Source organism: Paraglaciecola sp. (genome assembly GCF_030730205.1).
In the GTDB taxonomy this organism is placed as follows: Bacteria; Pseudomonadota; Gammaproteobacteria; order Enterobacterales; family Alteromonadaceae; genus Paraglaciecola.
In genome coordinates, this window is sequence record NZ_JANQVQ010000093.1 from 1 (window position 1) to 18,058 (window position 18,058).

At 44.9% G+C, this 18,058-nt stretch carries 15 protein-coding genes; 1 reads left to right on the forward strand and 14 read right to left on the reverse strand.

Annotation, left to right across the window (positions count from 1 at the left end):
• Positions 1-22: 22 nt before the first annotated feature.
• Complete coding sequence (locus NWQ57_RS07730; RefSeq protein WP_306021568.1) at positions 23-532, reverse strand: hypothetical protein; 510 nt, start codon at positions 530-532, stop codon at positions 23-25.
• A gap of 82 nt (positions 533-614) precedes the next feature.
• Positions 615-1,136, reverse strand: coding sequence for a DUF6265 family protein (locus NWQ57_RS07735; protein WP_306021569.1), 522 nt, complete (start codon positions 1,134-1,136; stop codon positions 615-617).
• Between the two features lie 174 nt (positions 1,137-1,310).
• On the opposite strand from NWQ57_RS07735, the gene NWQ57_RS07740 reads away from it, so the two are divergent.
• Positions 1,311-2,687 carry a GntP family permease gene (locus NWQ57_RS07740; RefSeq protein ID WP_306021570.1) on the forward strand — a complete coding sequence of 459 codons (1,377 nt, stop codon included), beginning with the start codon at positions 1,311-1,313 and terminating at the stop codon, positions 2,685-2,687.
• Between the two features lie 44 nt (positions 2,688-2,731).
• Here the strand turns inward: NWQ57_RS07740 and NWQ57_RS07745 are convergent, their stop codons facing one another.
• From NWQ57_RS07745 to NWQ57_RS07800, 12 genes are all read right to left on the reverse strand, one after another.
• Positions 2,732-5,038, reverse strand: coding sequence for a molybdopterin cofactor-binding domain-containing protein (locus tag NWQ57_RS07745; protein ID WP_306021571.1), 2,307 nt, complete (start codon positions 5,036-5,038; stop codon positions 2,732-2,734).
• The gene (locus NWQ57_RS07750) at positions 5,031-5,513 is read right to left on the reverse strand and encodes a (2Fe-2S)-binding protein (RefSeq protein ID WP_306021572.1); all 483 of its coding nucleotides are present in this window, start codon (positions 5,511-5,513) and stop codon (positions 5,031-5,033) included. Before NWQ57_RS07750 ends, NWQ57_RS07745 begins: the two co-directional genes overlap by 8 nt.
• An 18-nt stretch (positions 5,514-5,531) precedes the next feature.
• Positions 5,532-6,824, reverse strand: a complete 1,293-nt coding sequence (locus tag NWQ57_RS07755; protein WP_306021573.1) for a cytochrome c — start codon at positions 6,822-6,824, stop codon at positions 5,532-5,534.
• A 203-nt stretch (positions 6,825-7,027) separates the two neighbouring features.
• Positions 7,028-7,933: a DMT family transporter gene (locus tag NWQ57_RS07760; protein ID WP_306021574.1), complete on the reverse strand. Its 906-nt coding sequence runs from the start codon at positions 7,931-7,933 to the stop codon at positions 7,028-7,030.
• An 81-nt stretch (positions 7,934-8,014) separates the two neighbouring features.
• Complete coding sequence (leuD, locus tag NWQ57_RS07765; protein ID WP_306021575.1) at positions 8,015-8,638, reverse strand: 3-isopropylmalate dehydratase small subunit; 624 nt, start codon at positions 8,636-8,638, stop codon at positions 8,015-8,017.
• Positions 8,639-8,651: 13 nt separating this feature from the next.
• On the reverse strand, positions 8,652-10,064 hold the full coding sequence (leuC, locus tag NWQ57_RS07770; RefSeq protein ID WP_306021576.1) for a 3-isopropylmalate dehydratase large subunit: 1,413 nt from the start codon (positions 10,062-10,064) through the stop codon (positions 8,652-8,654).
• 51 nt (positions 10,065-10,115) lie between these two features.
• The gene (gene leuB, locus NWQ57_RS07775) at positions 10,116-11,204 is read right to left on the reverse strand and encodes a 3-isopropylmalate dehydrogenase (protein ID WP_306021577.1); all 1,089 of its coding nucleotides are present in this window, start codon (positions 11,202-11,204) and stop codon (positions 10,116-10,118) included.
• A gap of 6 nt (positions 11,205-11,210) precedes the next feature.
• The gene (gene leuA / locus NWQ57_RS07780; RefSeq protein WP_306021578.1) at positions 11,211-12,767 is read right to left on the reverse strand and encodes a 2-isopropylmalate synthase; all 1,557 of its coding nucleotides are present in this window, start codon (positions 12,765-12,767) and stop codon (positions 11,211-11,213) included.
• 362 nt (positions 12,768-13,129) lie between these two features.
• Positions 13,130-13,990, reverse strand: a complete 861-nt coding sequence (locus tag NWQ57_RS07785; protein ID WP_306021579.1) for a glycosyltransferase — start codon at positions 13,988-13,990, stop codon at positions 13,130-13,132.
• 168 nt (positions 13,991-14,158) lie between these two features.
• Positions 14,159-14,809 (reverse strand): hypothetical protein, encoded by a 651-nt coding sequence (locus NWQ57_RS07790; RefSeq protein ID WP_306021580.1) that lies wholly within the window; start codon positions 14,807-14,809, stop codon positions 14,159-14,161.
• Positions 14,810-14,881: 72 nt separating this feature from the next.
• Positions 14,882-16,174 (reverse strand): phosphopyruvate hydratase, encoded by a 1,293-nt coding sequence (gene eno / locus NWQ57_RS07795; RefSeq protein ID WP_306021581.1) that lies wholly within the window; start codon positions 16,172-16,174, stop codon positions 14,882-14,884.
• A 77-nt stretch (positions 16,175-16,251) separates the two neighbouring features.
• Entirely contained in the window at positions 16,252-17,883 is a 1,632-nt protein-coding gene (locus NWQ57_RS07800) for a CTP synthase (RefSeq protein WP_306021582.1), read from the reverse strand.
• Positions 17,884-18,058: the final 175 nt, after the last annotated feature.

Here is an 18,058-nt window from a genome sequence, read left to right on the forward strand (position 1 = left end):
GCTTCGCGGCAACCTTTGCTGTTCACACTGTGCCTTTGGCGCATTCTCTATCAAGGTAATCGCTGTTGATATTAAATTGGCGTTTTAATGTGGTAAATTTTACTGCCGACACTGCTTGGCCTGTAACCTTATCTTGGAGCCATACATAACTCCTACGATCTTTATCTCGGCGCTGAATCGTCACTGTTTGGCCAGCCGTTAACGTCGCATTCAGCATTAAATAACTGCCTTTTTTAATGTTACCTCCCCACTCGGTGCGATCGCGAAGGGCAGGGAGCATATAGGCATAATCTACGACTCTAATAAAAATCTCATGCTCTGCAGGCGGTACATTTCGGTCGATCTCGATGTAAGGAGCAAGATGGCGTTTAAAACACATGAGTTGGGCGACTGAGGTGCCTTTGTCACTGTCTGCTTTAAAATTAACAATGGTGGCTGAACTCGCTTGCTCTTGCGCGCGGTCTGAGAATCCCGCACAACCTGACAGGGTAAAAAGAACTAGCAGTTGGATTAACAAGTTTCTGCTTGTCATAAGACCATCCTTGTAAACGTGATTTATATTTTGGCTTTAGGCAACTTACAGCATAGGCATTGTGAATAGCAAATTGATAAACCTAAAGTAACTTACGGGTAAAGACAAACTTGGTTTCGTGTAACTCGCCATTTTCTTCCATGACCACAAAAACATGCAATTCATTGGGGCTGACCAATCGATAGGTGTAACCGTCAAAATACGCGCTATTATCGGCCAATTTAACTAATTTAAATTCCATGTATTGGTCTTTGTCTTCCCAACCTTTTAGCTCGGCTGAAAAATGTTTTAGGCGTAAGACGAGGGTCTCGTCTTGTTCAAACAAAGTGATGATTTCATAAAAGTTCACTTCGTTATCCGCTGCAAATTTAAAACTTGCCATCATGCTACCTGCTAAAGGGCCTGACCACAGCTCTTCTGCTTGGCCTCCCCAAATTTGACCTTTCCAGTATCCTTCTAACCACTTCACATCGCTTATTTTGGCCCGAGGAGAGCCCTGTTCCGCTTGGAATGTTAGGGTGTTTTTCATGTCTGCATTTGCCCATATAGGGAAGCAAAAACACAGGTTAACAAGGGTAAAAATAGTGAGAAATAGACGTTTCATTGGCATAACCCTATTCATTTGATTTTCGTGTTGCTTGGCCGCGAACCCTATCCTAATTGATTCAGCGTAATTTCAAAACTTGATTACTAAAAATAAAACTAGCATTGTTGTTCTGATGTGTATTCAATCTTTTGTTTAACAAAACAGTAACAATTTTCAGGTGGTAAAAATAGTATGGATACCAGTGTCATTTTGACTGAGTCAAGTTATTTACTACTGGTTGCACTGGGTGCCGTAGCGGCCTTGTTGTGGCTTATTGTCTTTGTAAAAGTACATGCATTTGTGGCACTTTGTGTCGTTAGTTTAGTGACCGCTGCAGCCTCGGGTATTGCCTTAGATGCCATTGTGCCCACTTTACTGTCGAGTTTTGGTGGCACCCTTGCTTCAGTGGCACTGTTGGTGGGACTTGGCGCGATGATTGGTAAATTGCTTGAAGTGTCAGGTGGTGCGCAAGTACTAGCAGAAAGATTAGTCAGTTTATTTGGCCCATCTAAAGCGCCATTGGCCTTAGGTGTTGCGTCTTTGTGTTTTGGTTTTCCGATCTTTTTTGACGCGGGGCTAATTGTGATGATGCCCATTATCTTTAGTGTTGCGCGGCGCTTTGGCGGCTCTTTGTTACTTTATGCTCTCCCTGCGGCTGGCGCATTTGCAGTGATGCATGCTTTTGTGCCGCCTCATCCAGGTCCTGTTGCTGCCGCTGATTTTTTAGGGGCTGACATCGGCTTGTTATTGATGGTTGGGCTACTTATTGCTATTCCCACTTGGTATGTTGGGGCCTATCTTTTTGCCCTCTATGCGGGTAAAAAATTCTTGGTTGAACTTGATAATCGTTTGTTTGCGCCAAGTGTGCATGAGAGCGCTCACCCCTTGCCAGCATTTTCCAGCGTTATTATGATCTTGCTGTTACCCGTGTTACTTATATTTTTGGACACAGGCTTGAACACCTTGTTATCAGCTGGTCTTATCGAATCAAACTCTGGTTGGATTGATTTTTTACGTCTTATTGGTAAAACCCCTGTGGCCTTGCTGATCACCTTGATGTTGTGCTTATGGCTATTTCATAAACGCTTTGGTATGAAACAAATGGAATCTTGGTGCGGTGAATCCTTAGCGCCTATTTGCGGCATTATTTTAGTCACGGGTGCGGGAGGCATGTTTGGTGGTGTACTGCGGGCCAGTGGCATTGGCGAGGCATTAACCACCTTGTTAAGTGATATCGGCTTGCCGGTAATTGTTGCAGCTTTTGTTATTTCAGCTTGTTTGCGGGTGGCTCAGGGGTCAGCAACGGTTGCATTAACCACCGCGGCGGCACTTATTTCACCGATGGTGGCGGCCAGCACGGGTTTATCATCCTTAGATCTTTGTTTTATCGTGATTGCCATTGCGGGTGGCGCAACGGTGTTATCGCATTTTAATGATTCAGGGTTTTGGTTGGTTAGCCGTTTATTTAACATGGATGAAAGCACCACGCTAAAAACATGGACGGTGATGGAAACACTCTTGGGTACCATTGCCTTTATTTTAGCGTGCGTGTTAAGTCTGATCTTTTAAGTGCCTAATAAAACCCGCTACAAGAGCGGGTTGAGTAAAGAAAACTAGGCTTTGGCCAGCGCGGCTTTCACATCATTAGGTGTCATCGGTAGAGAGCGTAAGCGCACTCCCACAGCATTAAATATCGCATTGGCGATAGCGGGAGCCACTGGTGTTGTGGCTGGCTCACCCAAACCTGCTGGTGCCGCTGTGCTGGGGATAAACTCGACCTTAACCTCAGGTGTTTGACTCAGGCGTAGTGGCGTATAGGTATCAAAGTTGGCGTCTTTGATTTTACCGTTTACAAACTCGGTTCCTTCGTACAATGCCATAGATAAGCCCCACAAGGCCGCACCTTGACATTGTGCTTCGGCTCCGTCTGGATCCACGATGATGCCAGCGTCAACCGCAACATGCAGTTTTTGCACAGTCACCAAGCCATTGCTTTTATTGACATGCACTTGAACAGCAACCGCCACCCACGTTGGCATGTCGCGTTCTTGGCCAAAAGTAGAGGCAATCCCTAAACCGGTATCGGGCGCTTGGGCTTGACCCCAACCAATCATGGCAGCAGCTTTTTTCAAGACGGCCGCTTGGCGCGCTGCTCCACCGATTGATATAGGCTCAACGCCTGCATTGCGCCCTTCAGCAATAAGATGATCTAGGCGAAAAGTCAGAGGATCAGCGCCCACATGATGAGCGGCTTCATCCATAAAGCTTTCCACAGCCCAGCCCGTCCACCCCGGGCCTACTGAGCGTAGCCAACCTGGTCTAAAGGATGAATTAGCTAGCTCGTTTGAGATAGCTCGTACTTTTTGCGCTCCCACACTGTACCAATGATCGGCGCCAGAGATTGAAAAGGGATCATACGACTCGCCATTAGTGCCTTTGGGCATAAATACCGGCACCATCACTTTAGTGGGCCAACCTGCTGCTGCATGATGCTCCATGGCGCTGACTTTTTTGTCTTGGTCAAACGCCATTTTTAGAAGCTGAACGGAGGACGAACGGGGGCTGTCAAATTGTAAGTCTTCTGGGCGCATTAATACCATTTTAACCGGTTTGCCGCCTAAGGCTTTAGATGCTAACGCAGCAGGTACGGTATAATCGCCGTTTAATCGACGACCAAAACCACCGCCAAGTAAATAGCTGCGAATAATAATATCTTTTTCGGTGACGCCAAGCGCTGCAGCGAGCGAAGGCAAGGTCAGTGATTGCCATTGACAACCTGAATGCACTTCCCAGATCTTATCGCTATTTAAAAAGGCTAAGGCGTTTAAGGGCTCCATTTGCGCATGTAACACAGTATGGGTAAGGTATTCTTGCTCAAGGCTTGACGCTGCTTGGGTAAAGGCTGTGTCGGTGTCGTGACTGCCCGTGTCTAAAATAGCGCCTTGTTTGGGGTCTTGAATTAATTTTCTTCCCTCGGCCATAAAGTCTGCTTCTGACACAGAAGCCGCTGCACCAGCTTGCCATGTTACTTTAACTTTTTTAGCCGCCTTTTGGGCAGCGTAAAAACTGGAAGCGATAACCATGACCCAACCGGGTGCGGTCTCACTCGGATCGTCAAGAGCGAGTGTTTGTTGATAGCCTTTAATTGACTTGGCTGCGCTGTCATCGATGCTAGCAACTGATGAGCCATTACGAGTCGGCGGTAAGATAGGGCAGGCGTAAACCATGCCTTCGATCTTCGCATCGATACCAAATAGGGCATTACCATTGGTTTTGTTAACAATATCTAAGGAGGTGACGTGATGTCCCACAAGGCTTAGGTCTTTATTCGCTTTTAAAGGTAAGGCTTTAAGCTCATCCTCGCTAAATTGGCGGCTTAATCCTTTGGCGACTAACTCGCCATAACTCAGAGTGTTATTCCCATAAACTATCTTGCCTTTAATGGCCTGACACTTACTCGGTGATACGTTCCATTGTTTGGCGGCGGCTTCGAGTAAGGCGGTTTTACCTGCCGCACCCGCTTGACGGTACACTGACCAGCTTTGCGACACAGACCAACTGCCGCCTGTGACCATGAGCCCCCACTTTTCATTGCTGTCTACGTGAATGATTTCAATGTCTTGCCAATCGGCTTCCAGCTCCTCTGCCAATATACGGGCAATAGAGGTACCTACGTGCTGACCCATTTCAGCTCGAATGATGTTTACTTTAATTTTTCCGGCGCTATCGATGGAATACCATAACGAAGGCTCATACACTTGGGCGGCATCCGGTAGCACTGCACCGTTTGGAGTTGCTGGATCCATAGCGGCCCAAGTACGTGGAAAACCAAAACTCACGCCCGCGGCTGTCATACCAATTAAGAATCCACGGCGAGTCACGCCAGTTGCGCCGGTATGTGTGTTACCTAATTTACGCATTGTTATTCTCCTTCTCTGCCTGAGTGGTCGCGGCAGCGGCATCGTGTATGGCTTGACGAATGCGCACATAAGTCATGCAGCGACATAGATTTCCACTCATAACAGCATCAATTTCAGCATCAGTCGGGTTTGGGATATCCTTGAGCAATGAGGCCGCCTGCATGATTTGTCCAGATTGACAGTAGCCACATTGTGGCACTTGCAGCGCTTGCCAAGCGACTTGCACTGGATGGTCGCCATCTACTGATAAACCTTCGATAGTAGTGATGTTTGCCCCTTCTACCGCGACGACAGGGGTGATACATGAGCGAGTTGCTCTCCCACCCACATGCACAGTGCAGGCCCCACAAGTGCCTATACCACAGCCAAATTTAGTGCCGGTAAAGCCTAATTCATCGCGAATAACCCACAATAGCGGCGTGTCGCTTTCTACGTCTGCCGTAACTGTTTTACCGTTTAGATTAAATGTTGCCATCTTGAGTTTCCTTGCGAATTAGTGAGCAAATTGGGGCTGACGTCTGACTTCCCCCACTTTACTGATAAGATTGGGCCAAGCTTTTTCGCCTGCTGATTGACGCAAATAAGCCGCGATAGTTGCAATGTCTTCATCAGTAAAGGCTTGTCTAAACGCGGGCATTACAACGCCATGAATACCTTGGTCTGCGCGAAAGCCGTCTAAAATAACATTGATTAAATTGGTTGGTTCATCCAAATGCAGCGAAGAGCCAAGAGCCAGTAAAGGTCGACCTTTTACCATATCTTGACCACTATAATGGCAGGATTGGCAAGCGGCGGCATAGAGGTTAGCCCCCTTATCTAAACGCAAATCGGGAAGGGCTTGTTGCGCATTAATGGCACTTAATAATGCCTCGTTGTTCTCGATGTTTTGCTCACCACTGCCTGCTTTATCCGCAAAATAGAGGCTAATAGCCATAAGATCGTCACTGCTTAATGCTGATAATCCAGCGTGAACAACCGGCGCCATGGGGCCACCTGCACTGTCATGGTAAGTAGAGTTGCCCGTACTTAAATATTCATAAAAATCTTCTGCCCGCCACGGTAAGGGGGCGGGATTACTTGCAGTTAAAGATGGCGCATACCAGCCGTCTATCGCTGCACCGGCGTACATGTTGTCATAATCTTCAGCGCCAACTGCGTTGCGCGGTGTATGGCATGCTCCGCAATGCGCTAGGCCTTCAGACAAATAGGCACCGCGATTCCAATCTTCAGACTTATCACTTTGCTTGGCAAATTCAGAGGTATCGGCAAATAATAATTTCCAACCCGCTTGTAACCAGCGAATATTCAAGGGAAACGGAATACCATTTTCCTCTTTTACTTGGTTTACTGCTGGAATAGACGTCATGATGTAGGCATAAATAGCCTTAATATCTTCAGCGCTCATCTTATTAAAATGCTCGTAAGGAAAGGCAGGTAACAAATGATGTCCATCACGGCTGACACCACTTCGCATGGCTCGCTCAAAGGCTTTTAAAGACCATGAGCCAATACCGGTTTTTTCATCGGGGGTAATGTTACTTGTATATATCGTGCCAAACTCAGTATGCATTTGGTAATTGCCAGCGTATTGCTGGCCGTCAGGGGCGGTATGACACGTACCACAATAGCCTGCCGAGGCTAAGGTTTTACCGAGGGCAATTTCCTGTGGCGTAAACGCCGAGTTTTGCTGAGGGTTAATTGGCTCAATAGGTGAATGCCAGGCATAAATGCCAAACAAACCTACACCGGTGATAAGCGCTAAGCTGATGATGATACCTTTGTGCATCGTATTTACCCTTGTAGTGAAGGATGTCCTTAAAACGAAGTAAGCATGTGTTGAGCGCAAATACAGACAAGTCAGTCTTTGGTGTACAAAAAGTGACTGAAAACGCTACCTTGCTACCGTGTCTTATTACCCTAATCCCATGGCCGGTAAATATCCAGTGATTCATTTTATATCGACCAAAAAATGTGATTGAAGCTAGCGTTCTAAGGTTTCTTAATCATTAACCATACCGCCAACATCACCAAACTTAAGCCCGCAAGATGGTAATAGGTGAAAGATTCGTCTAACCACAGCACCGCAACAATAGAGGTGATCACCGGACCACAGGTGCCTACCACGCTAGTGCGCTCAGGCCCCATACGGTTAATGGCTTCTGCCACCAAAAACGAAGGAATGACAGTAGCAAATAATGCAATTGCAGCACACAGTAATAGTGCATCGTTGCCCACTTGCAGATCTTCAAATGAGTGGCTGAGCGCAAAGTGAAATAAAATAAACAGACTGGCCGATATCATGGCGATGCAGGTAAACATTAAACTGCCGACCTTGCCAATTAGAGGTTTGCTCCACAAGGTGTAAATTGCAAAACTCACGGCGCTGATGAAGACCAAGGTGGTACCAAAAAGGACTTCATTGCCAAAAGTCACCATGTCGTGGGCAAAAATCAGCAAAATACCGGCATAAGAAAGCGCTAATATACCCCAAATATGACGAGGCAATGCAGTGTTAAATACCCAGCGAGATAACAACACAACGAGGGTAGGGAAGCAAAACAGCACCACCCGCTCTAATTGTGCGCTGATGTATTGCAAGGCCCATAGGTCAAGAAAACTGGCCACATAATAACCCAGTACCCCTAACACTAAAATCATTGCTGCGTTGCTTTTGTAGGCCGGTTGCAGTTGCGGATTTTTGCGCCACAACATCGCGCCTACTGCCAAATAAATAGGCGCAGCAAAAAGCATTCGCAAGGTGATAAGTTGATTACTGTCGATGCCTAATAAATACACTTGTTTTACCAAGATCGGTTTCATCGAAAATAAAAAAGTACCCGCAAAAGCCAGTAATAATGCCGATACAAAAGAATGTCGTGCTTGCTCGGTATGCATTGTTGTTGACTCTTATTTATTAAAGGCAATAAAAAACGACCCTAGGGTCGTTTTAATAAAACACCAGTAGGTCAGTTTGACTCAGCTTTGCTGCCAATTGGGTCGACTGTTTTCAAAGGCGGTAATCTTGTCATTTAGCTCTAACGTAAGCCCTATGGCATCTAAGCCTTTCAATAAACTGGTTTTATGTTGCTCAGCGATATCAAAGTGAAAACTCAGGTTGTTGACTTTGACACTTTGCTCTTGCAAGTTGACCGTCACTTGTGCGTTGGCATCACTTTGTACCGCAGCAAAAAGTTGGTCAATTTCGTTGCTGGCTAATTGCACCGGCAGCAATTGGTTGTTAATGCAATTGCCATAAAAAATGTCAGCAAAGCTGGTGGCGATAATCACTTTAAAACCATAATCGTCTAATGACCAAGGCGCGTGTTCACGACTGGAGCCACAACCAAAGTTTTCACGAGTCAATAAAATACTGGCGCCTTGATGCTCTGGTTTATTCAAGGCGAAATCAGGATTTAATACTTGTTCGTGCTCATCTAAATAACGCCAATCATGAAACAAGTGTTTGCCATAACCACTGCGCGTAACCGCCGTTAAAAATTGTTTTGGGATGATTTGGTCTGTATCGACGTTAGCCTGATTTAATGGTGCGACACGGCCACTGTGTATGTTAATACCGGCATCTGTTGTTTGTGTTTGCATAATAATTCCTAAACTATTGGTAGTCGCGTACATCAGCGAAATGACCCGCTAATGCAGCAGCAGCTGCCATCGCAGGGCTAACTAAGTGTGTGCGAGCCCCACGCCCTTGACGGCCTTCAAAGTTACGGTTGCTGGTTGACGCACAGCGATCTCCGGCTTGTAAAATGTCATCATTCATACCCAAACACATTGAACAACCCGGTAAGCGCCACTCAAAACCTGCTTCGATAAATATTTTGTCAAGTTGTTCTGCTTCGGCTTGTTGTTTCACTGCCACAGAGCCAGGTACCACAATTGCCGTTACGCCGCTGGCCACTTTGCCGTGTTTGGCAATCGCAGCAGCTGCGCGCATATCTTCTATTCGACCATTGGTGCATGAACCTATAAACACGTTATTAACGGCTAACTCTGATAACTTTTGACCAGGGGTTAAGCCCATGTATTTTAATGCTTTATGCGCTGAATCTTGGTCGATAGGATCGCTAAAATCTTCTGGCGCAGGCACAGGATGATTCACGCCTACGACTTGGCCTGGGTTTGTGCCCCACGTTACTTGTGGGGTGATGTCTCTGGCTTCCAATACAACGACGGTATCAAATACCGCATCGTCATCAGATTTCAAACTCTGCCAATAGGCAACAGCCTGTTCCCAGTTGTCACCTTTAGGCGCGTATTCACGGTTTTGCACATAGTCAAAGGTGGTTTGATCTGGTGCAATTAAACCGGCTTTTGCGCCCGCTTCAATACTCATATTACATACCGTCATACGTTCTTCCATGCTCAAGGCTTGGATGGCTTCACCGGCGTATTCTATTACGTAGCCCGTTGCGCCTGCATGACCAATTTTACCAATAATCGCAAGTATAAGGTCTTTGGCAGTTATACCGATTGGCAGGGCGCCGTTAACTTGCACTTTCATGCTTTTCGCTTTGCTTTGTTTTAAGGTTTGTGTGGCAAATACGTGCTCAACTTGTGAAGTACCGATACCAAAAGCCAAGGCACCAAAGGCACCGTGGGTTGCTGTATGTGAATCACCACAGACCACCGTCATACCGGGTTGGATCAAACCTAACTCGGGCCCCATAACATGCACAATCCCTTGTTTTTGGTGACCCACAGGGAATAACTCAATGCCGTGTTTTGCGCAGTTATCTGCCAAAGTTTGAAGCTGTAATTTATTAGTAGGACCGCAAGCATCAATTGCCAATGAACGGGTAGATATACTGTGATCCATGGTGGCAAATGTCCGCTGCGGGCAACGGACTTTACGTCCTTTTACCTCAAGGCCGGCAAAGGCTTGCGGCGACGTCACTTCATGAATTAGGTGACGGTCGATATATATCAAGCCTTCTTCGCCGGTGGCGGAAACGTCTTGAGAATCTATGATATGGGCTTGCCATATCTTATCGTATAAGGTTGTTGCCATATTAATTTACTCTTTACTTAATGCTTAATGTCTTAGCGTTCAAAACGCAACTTACGCTAATAAACTGACAATATAATCACCAACTTCTTTGGTGGACTTAGCCAAGTGACGCTGATCAGCGGCTAATAATTCGCCGGTGAGTATGCCGTCTGCCAATGTTTGTAATACGGCTTGATCAATGGCATCTGCGGCGGCGGTTTCATTTAAACTAAAGCGCAATAACATGGCCGCTGACAAAATTTGTGCGATAGGATTGGCAATGCCTTTACCCGCGATATCAGGCGCTGAACCACCAGCAGGCTCGTACAAGCCAAAGCCCTTACCATTGATACTGGCAGAGGGAAGTAGACCCATTGAACCGGTGATCATGGCGCATTCATCAGAAATAATATCGCCAAATAGGTTAGAGCACAGCATGACGTCAAAGCTATTGGGGTAACGCAATAATTGCATGGTCGCGTTGTCGATGTAGATATGTTCAAGGGTCACATCTGGGTAGTCTAAGGCGACTTCTTCGGTCACTTCACGCCACAAACGGCTGCATACTAACACGTTTGCTTTATCAACTGAGGTGACTTTTTTGCCACGCTTACGCGCAGCTTCAAAGGCGCTAATGGCAATTCGGCGAATTTCACGACGGCTATAACGCATCGTATCAAAGGCGTTTTGTTCTTCGCCTTCACCTTCTAGTCCTTTGGGTTTCCCAAAATAAATGCCACTGGTGAGTTCGCGTATGACGAGCACATCAAAACCGCTGGCGGCGATGTCGGCGCGTAAAGGAGACAGCGCTTCAAGACCTGGATAAATTTTGGCAGGGCGTAAGTTACTGAATAAATCAAAATGACCACGCAAAGCAAGTAGGGCTGCACGCTCTGGTCGTTGTTCTAAGGGCAGGGCATCCCACTTGGGGCCGCCAATTGAGCCAAATAAAATAGCATCTGCGGCTTCACAGCCTTTGAGTGTGGCATCAGGAAGAGCATGGCCGTGGTTGTCGATGGCAATACCACCCACATCGAATTCATGTAAGTGAAACTGTAAATTGAATTTGTTACTGACCGCAGCCAATACCTTTTTGGCTTCAGTCATCACTTCTGGACCAATACCATCACCGGCTAACACTGCAATGTTGTATTCAGACATCTTGTTTTATACCCCTGCTATCTTGACTTGTTTTTTTTGCTGATCAATTTGGTCAGCCAAATGGGTGTTATTGAGTACGTAAATCAAGGCTTTAACCCCTGACTCTACGATGTCAGTGGCCAAACCAATGCCATTAAAACGACGGCCATTGTATTCAGCGATGACACTGACTTGGGCAAGTGCATTAGCACCTTCACCTTTAGAATCTAATTTAAAGTCGACAATCTCGATTTTATTATGCCCTAAGACCTTAGTGATGGCGTTATACGCGGCATCAACGGGGCCATTACCGATGGCCGTTTCAGTGACTTCTTTATCACCGACCAATAAACTGACGGTAGCACTGGGAATTATCTCTTTACCTGAAGTGGCGTGCAGATATTTTAGCTCGTAATAGGCGTGGTCATGTTTTTGTTGGCTGAAAAACAGTAACGCTTCTAAGTCATAATCAAACACTTGGCCTTTTTTGTCGGCTAATTTTAAGAAAGCTTCGTACACGCTTTCAAGGTCAAAATCGCTTTCTTTATAACCTAACTCCATAAGGCGATGTTTAATAACATGACGGCCTGAACGTGAGGTTAGATTTAAATTGTTTTTGTTAATACCCACACTTTCTGGTGTCATGATCTCATAGGTATTTTGCGCTTTTAAGACACCGTCTTGGTGAATGCCTGACGAGTGGCTAAAGGCGTTTGCCCCAACAATGGCTTTGTTAGCTTGCACGGGCATATTACACAAGTTACTGACTAACTTAGAGGTGCGTGAAATTTCCTGACTGCGGATGTTGGTTGTTAAGCCCAACATGGCCTGACGGGTTTGCAAAATCATGGCGATTTCTTCTAATGAACAGTTACCTGCGCGTTCACCCAAGCCGTTAATGGTGGCTTCAACTTGACGTGCGCCTTGCTCAACTGCGGCTAATGAGTTAGCAACAGCTAAACCCAAATCATTGTGACAATGCACCGATATGATCGCTTTATCGATATTTGGCACGCGATTGAATAAGTTTTTGATGATGCCGCCAAACTCGGTAGGGGTGGTATACCCCACGGTGTCAGGAATGTTCACCGTCGTTGCGCCAGCGTTGATGGCGGCTTCTACCATACGGCACAAGTAATCGATATTAGTTCGGCCAGCATCTTCACAGGAAAATTCAACATCATTGGTATAACGACGCGCGCGTTTAACAGCTTGTACCGCCATTTCGACTACTTCATCTTGGGATTTGCGTAATTTTGCACCCACGTGAATTTCTGAGGTAGCAATAAAGGTATGAATACGGAAATGGTCAGCGACTTTAAGCGCTTCGCCGCAAGCATCAATATCTTTGTCTAAAGCGCGAGATAAACCGCACACGGTCGCATTTTTAATTTCACGCGCGATGGTTTGCACCGATTGAAAGTCGCCGGGTGACGACACGGGAAAACCCGCTTCGATAATATCGACGCCAAGACGTTCGAGCGCCAGAGCAATTTTCAGTTTTTCTTTAACGCCTAAACTGGCGGGTAAAGCTTGTTCGCCGTCCCGCAAGGTTGTGTCGAAAATTTTGACTTGGTTTGACATACCTTCTCCTATTGCTCCATTGCTGATGTTGAATACTTGGCTTATGCCAATTTGTTTAAAATCCCAGATACAAAAAACCCGTGCTGTGCACGGGTTTTGTAAAACGTAAACTTGTTTAGTTTGCTTACAATCTACCCGTGCAGTCTTGCTGCCAGAAGGAGTAGAGTAGAGAGAAATAACGTTTTCATGACGTATTGATTCTTCATTTATGTAAGGTTGAACTAAGAGCGGTATTTGTAACCTTTCAAGGCCAGCCGGTCAATACTAAAGCAGATTTAACTTTATAACTTAATGATATAAAGCCAAACGATGATCACTGCTTGCAAAGCAAATATAGCCTTTATTTCTTTTACTTACGCCAGCTAAATTTTACTGCCGGAATAGTAAGAGCCGGTTAACATGCGTTTTAATAAGCGAGTATTAACTTTCCAATGGGTTTTAAGCTCGTTTTTAATACTTCGCCATTTCCACGTTTCAAACCCCTTTTTTTGCGATGTTAATTTGCATTGCGCGCTATGCGCTAAATTAAAGTTGTCGATCTCATGCCAGTCTACCCGCCCAAATCCCAAAAATTCGTTGACCTTATTTTCTCTGTGTATCACTGACATCCACATGGGTTTGTGCCGCACTGTGGTAACGTGTTTTATTTTGCTCCATTGGCCATGCCGATTAATAAACCACACTGTTTTAAAATCAATGCTGCTTTCAATTAAACTCAAAAAAGGGTTATGGGTATGGGCGCGTTTTGCAAAACGAACATGTGGCTCAATCTGCAAGGTATACCCATCGACAAAATCTATCGCCATAAAGCGTTGTTGTTTGAAATGACTTTGCACTTCTTTAATGTAGTCTTGATGCAAACTATCATCGTTATCTAAACGCGAAGTAATAACAAAAGGTTTATTGAGTCTTTGTCTGATTTCTCGCTTAGATTGTTCATAAAACGCATCCATTCCATCAATAAATACAGGGGTGAAATTAGCGCATTGTTGCTGCAGTTGCCTGATGATAGAGCGATATTTTTCTGGTGTGGTGATATCAAAAAACACTAGCCAAGTGAAATTTTGTGTACTTTGCTTGAGTAAAGAAGGAAAACAATAATGGGAGAACAAGGTTAAACGATTTTCCATCCATTCATCAGTTAATACTTCGTTATTGCTTTTTGAAGCAAGCCAGTCTTTTTGACGTAAATTAAAACGGGTAATGACATAATGTTGAAACATATAAATTCCATTTTATAACTGAGTTCAGATAAGGCTGTTGGAGTTATAACAAGGTAAGTAAATAACTCTCGAATTGGTTAGTAAATTATACGCAGATTGTGACGAGTTATTAAGTATTTAGTTCAGTATTAGCGGTATTTTATTTTTCAGATAATAAGGCTAAGAACGCTATCTAAAGGTTTGCCAGTTTATTGAAAAAGACAACATTAACTCTCGTAAGGTCAATAAACGAGGTTGTGAGCGGCCTTTATGATTCCAGCTATGGCCACAGCAGGCGGCGGTAAGGCAGGATTTACTGGGTTTGATTAATTGGGTTTTGCTTGTCTTTGCATCGCTTTGATCAGCTAAGGCTTGGCCATAAAAGTTAAACCAGCCAAACTTATTTAAATGCAATTTTGCTTCTTCAAGGTCAAAACGATCAATTGAATCAAGTTCAATATGCTCAACGCCGAGCTCATTAACATAGACGGCGGCGCAAACACCCAGTTCAAAGGGGCGGTTATACCACGCTAGCGTTTTGTCTTGTTCTTGTAGCTTTGCAGGACATTTTGCCGCTTGTTTGTGTTGCCAACTGGCATTATGTATATCGATGTCAAGGGGGGCTTGGTGTTGCAATAAGTTATACGCGGCACGTTTAATGTGATGTTTTAATCCGCCAATTTCACGTTGCAGTAAACCGATGTTGGTGGTGTTTTTTTGGCTTAGACGGTTGAGTTCTCGCTCATAAAGGGCGTTACACAACTCGGCAAAATGCAGCTGACGCAGATCGTCAGAAAAAATATTAACTTGGCGACCTAAATCGATGGAGTCAGAGTTCATTTAAGTTGTTAACGAGACTGTAATTTAACCGTTGAGGTCAGTGCTTAATTGCCCTGACCTCAACAATTTTCATTACTGACCTTTAATTTCTTTACGGCCGTTATAGCTTACTGCACCACCAAGGGCTTCTTCGATACGAAGTAATTGGTTGTACTTAGCAACGCGATCAGAACGACACAACGAACCGGTCTTGATTTGACCCGCTGCAGTACCTACCGCTAAATCAGCGATGGTAGCGTCTTCTGTTTCACCACTACGGTGTGAAATAACCGCAGTGAAACCCGCGTCTTTAGCCATTCGAATGGCTTCAAGCGTTTCAGTTAACGAACCGATTTGATTGAATTTGATCAGAATAGAGTTACCTACGCCGTTATCAATACCACGCTTAAGAATTTTGGTATTAGTAACAAATAAATCATCACCGACTAATTGGATTTTGCTGCCCACTTTTTTAGTTAAGTAAGCCCAGCCATCCCAATCACTTTCGTCTAAACCATCTTCAATAGAAATGATGGGGTACTTTTCACTTAGCTCAGCTAAATAATCACTGAAACCTTCAGAGCTGAAGACTTTACCTTCGCCTTTCAGATCGTATTTACCATCAACATAAAATTCAGATGCGGCGCAGTCCATCGCTAAGGTAACGTCTTTGTTCATCACATAGCCAGCTGCTTCAACGGCTTGAATGATAACGGTTAAGGCTTCTTCGTTGGAGCTTAAGTTAGGGGCAAAACCACCTTCATCACCGACAGCGGTATTAAGGCCTTTGGCACTTAATACTTTTTTCAAGCTGTGGAAGATTTCAGCACCCATACGCAGCGCTTCTTTGAAATTTGCGGCGCCAACTGGCTGCACCATAAATTCTTGGATATCAACGTTGTTGTCAGCATGCTCACCACCGTTGATGATGTTCATCATCGGTACTGGCATTGAATATTGGCCCGCTGTACCGTTTAATTCTGAGATGTGTTGATAAAGCGGGATTTTTTTATCAAGGGCAGCCGCTTTAGCCACAGCAAGTGATACTGCCAAAATAGCGTTTGCGCCGAATTTTTCTTTGTTTTCGGTACCATCTAAGGCAATCATGATACGGTCAATGGCTTCTTGTTCGTAAGCAACTTGGCCAATTAGAGCGGCTTGGATGTCATTGTTAATCGCGGCTACCGCTTTTAGTACGCCCTTACCTAAATAACGGCTTTTGTCACCATCACGTAGTTCTAATGCTTCACGGGAACCGGTAGATGCGCCAGAGGGTGCTGCTGCACGGCCCATTACACCTGATTCTAAATATACATCTGCTTCTACTGTTGGGTTACCGCGAGAATCCATGATTTCACGGCCAATAATCTTACTGATCTTTGACATTAACATTACCTTATATAGTCTGGATAAATGAGTCTAATCTTTGTAGGTGAAGTAGACCCCTTGTTATTTATATTATTTTAATTATTTTGTTTAAAATACTCACCAGCGGCTTTTACAAAGCCTTCGAACAAAGGATGTCCGTCTCGAGGAGTAGAGTTAAATTCTGGGTGAAACTGACCCGCTACAAACCAAGGATGATCGGCTAATTCAATGACCTCAACCAAGCGTTTGTCGGTTGATAAACCTGTCACTAACAAGCCTTTGGCTTCTAATTCAGCACGCAATTTATTGTTGACTTCATAGCGGTGTCTGTGACGTTCGTAAATTTCGCTTGAACCATACAGGGCATGCACTTTACTGCCGGGAATTAAGTGACACAACTGACTCCCTAAGCGCATCGTGCCGCCTAGGTTAGACGACTCGTCACGTACTTCTGTGCTGCCATCGGCTTCAAGCCATTCAGTAATTAAACCAACCACCGGGTAGGGCGTTTCAGGGTTGAATTCAGTACTGTTTGCCTCTTCCATGCCGGCCACATTGCGGGCAAACTCAATCAGGGCTACTTGCATACCTAAACAAATACCAAGATAAGGAATGTTATTTTCGCGAGCATACTTAGCCGTCGCAATTTTACCTTCAATTCCGCGTTCGCCAAAACCACCTGGGACTAAGATGGCGTCAAGGCCTTGCAGCATTTGCTCGCCTTTACTTTCAACATCTTGTGAGTCGATGTGTTTGATATTAACCGCTAAACGGTTTTTTAAACCCGCATGTTTTAGAGCTTCATTCACCGATTTATAAGCATCTGGTAATTCAACGTATTTACCTACCATACCAATGGTGACTTCACCGATGGGGTTAGATTCAGCAAATAATACCTGCTCCCATTCTGTAAGGTCTGCTTCTGGGCAGTCATAACCAAAACGGGTCACCACCAAATCATCCATGCCTTGCGCTTTTAGCGCCGCTGGAATTTTGTAAATGCTGCTCGCATCTTTTAGCGAGATAACGGCTTTGTCAGCAACGTTTGTGAATAAGGCAATTTTTGAACGTTCGTTAGAGGGTAAGGCATTAACTGAACGGCACACCAAAATATCAGGCTGAATGCCGATTGAACGCAGTTCTTTCACTGAGTGTTGAGTGGGTTTAGTTTTTACTTCACCCGACGCAGGCATATAAGGCACCAAAGTTAGATGCATATACATCGCATGTTCACGACCGACTTCTGTGCCTAATTGACGAATCGCTTCTAAGAAAGGTTGTGATTCGATATCACCTACCGTGCCGCCAATTTCAACAATGGCAATATCTACGCCTTCAGCACCTGCAATAATGCGGCGTTTAATTTCGTTGGTAATGTGCGGGATAACCTGGATGGTAGCACCTAAGTAGTCACCACGACGTTCGCGTTTAATGACTTCTTCATACACACGACCAGTGGTGAAGTTATTGCGTTTGGTCATGCGGGTACGGATAAAACGTTCATAGTGACCTAAATCGAGGTCGGTTTCAGCGCCATCGTCGGTTACAAATACTTCACCATGTTGAATAGGACTCATGGTGCCTGGGTCAACATTAATATAGGGGTCAAGTTTAAGCATGGTAACTTTTAAGCCACGTGCTTCTAAAATTGCAGCCAATGAAGCAGCAGCAATACCTTTTCCAAGTGATGAAACGACACCACCTGTGACGAAAATATAATTTGTCATGAGAACCCTAAGGCGTTGGAGTTGAAAAGATTTTTACTTTTTTGGGGCAAGGTACAGCGTAATGCCGCTACTCCTCAATAATCAGCCCCAGACGGGCAAATAGTATACTTAAAAGAGGGCTGTCTCACAATTCAAAAGCTTGTATTAATGGAATTATTTTAGCGCGCAGGGCATG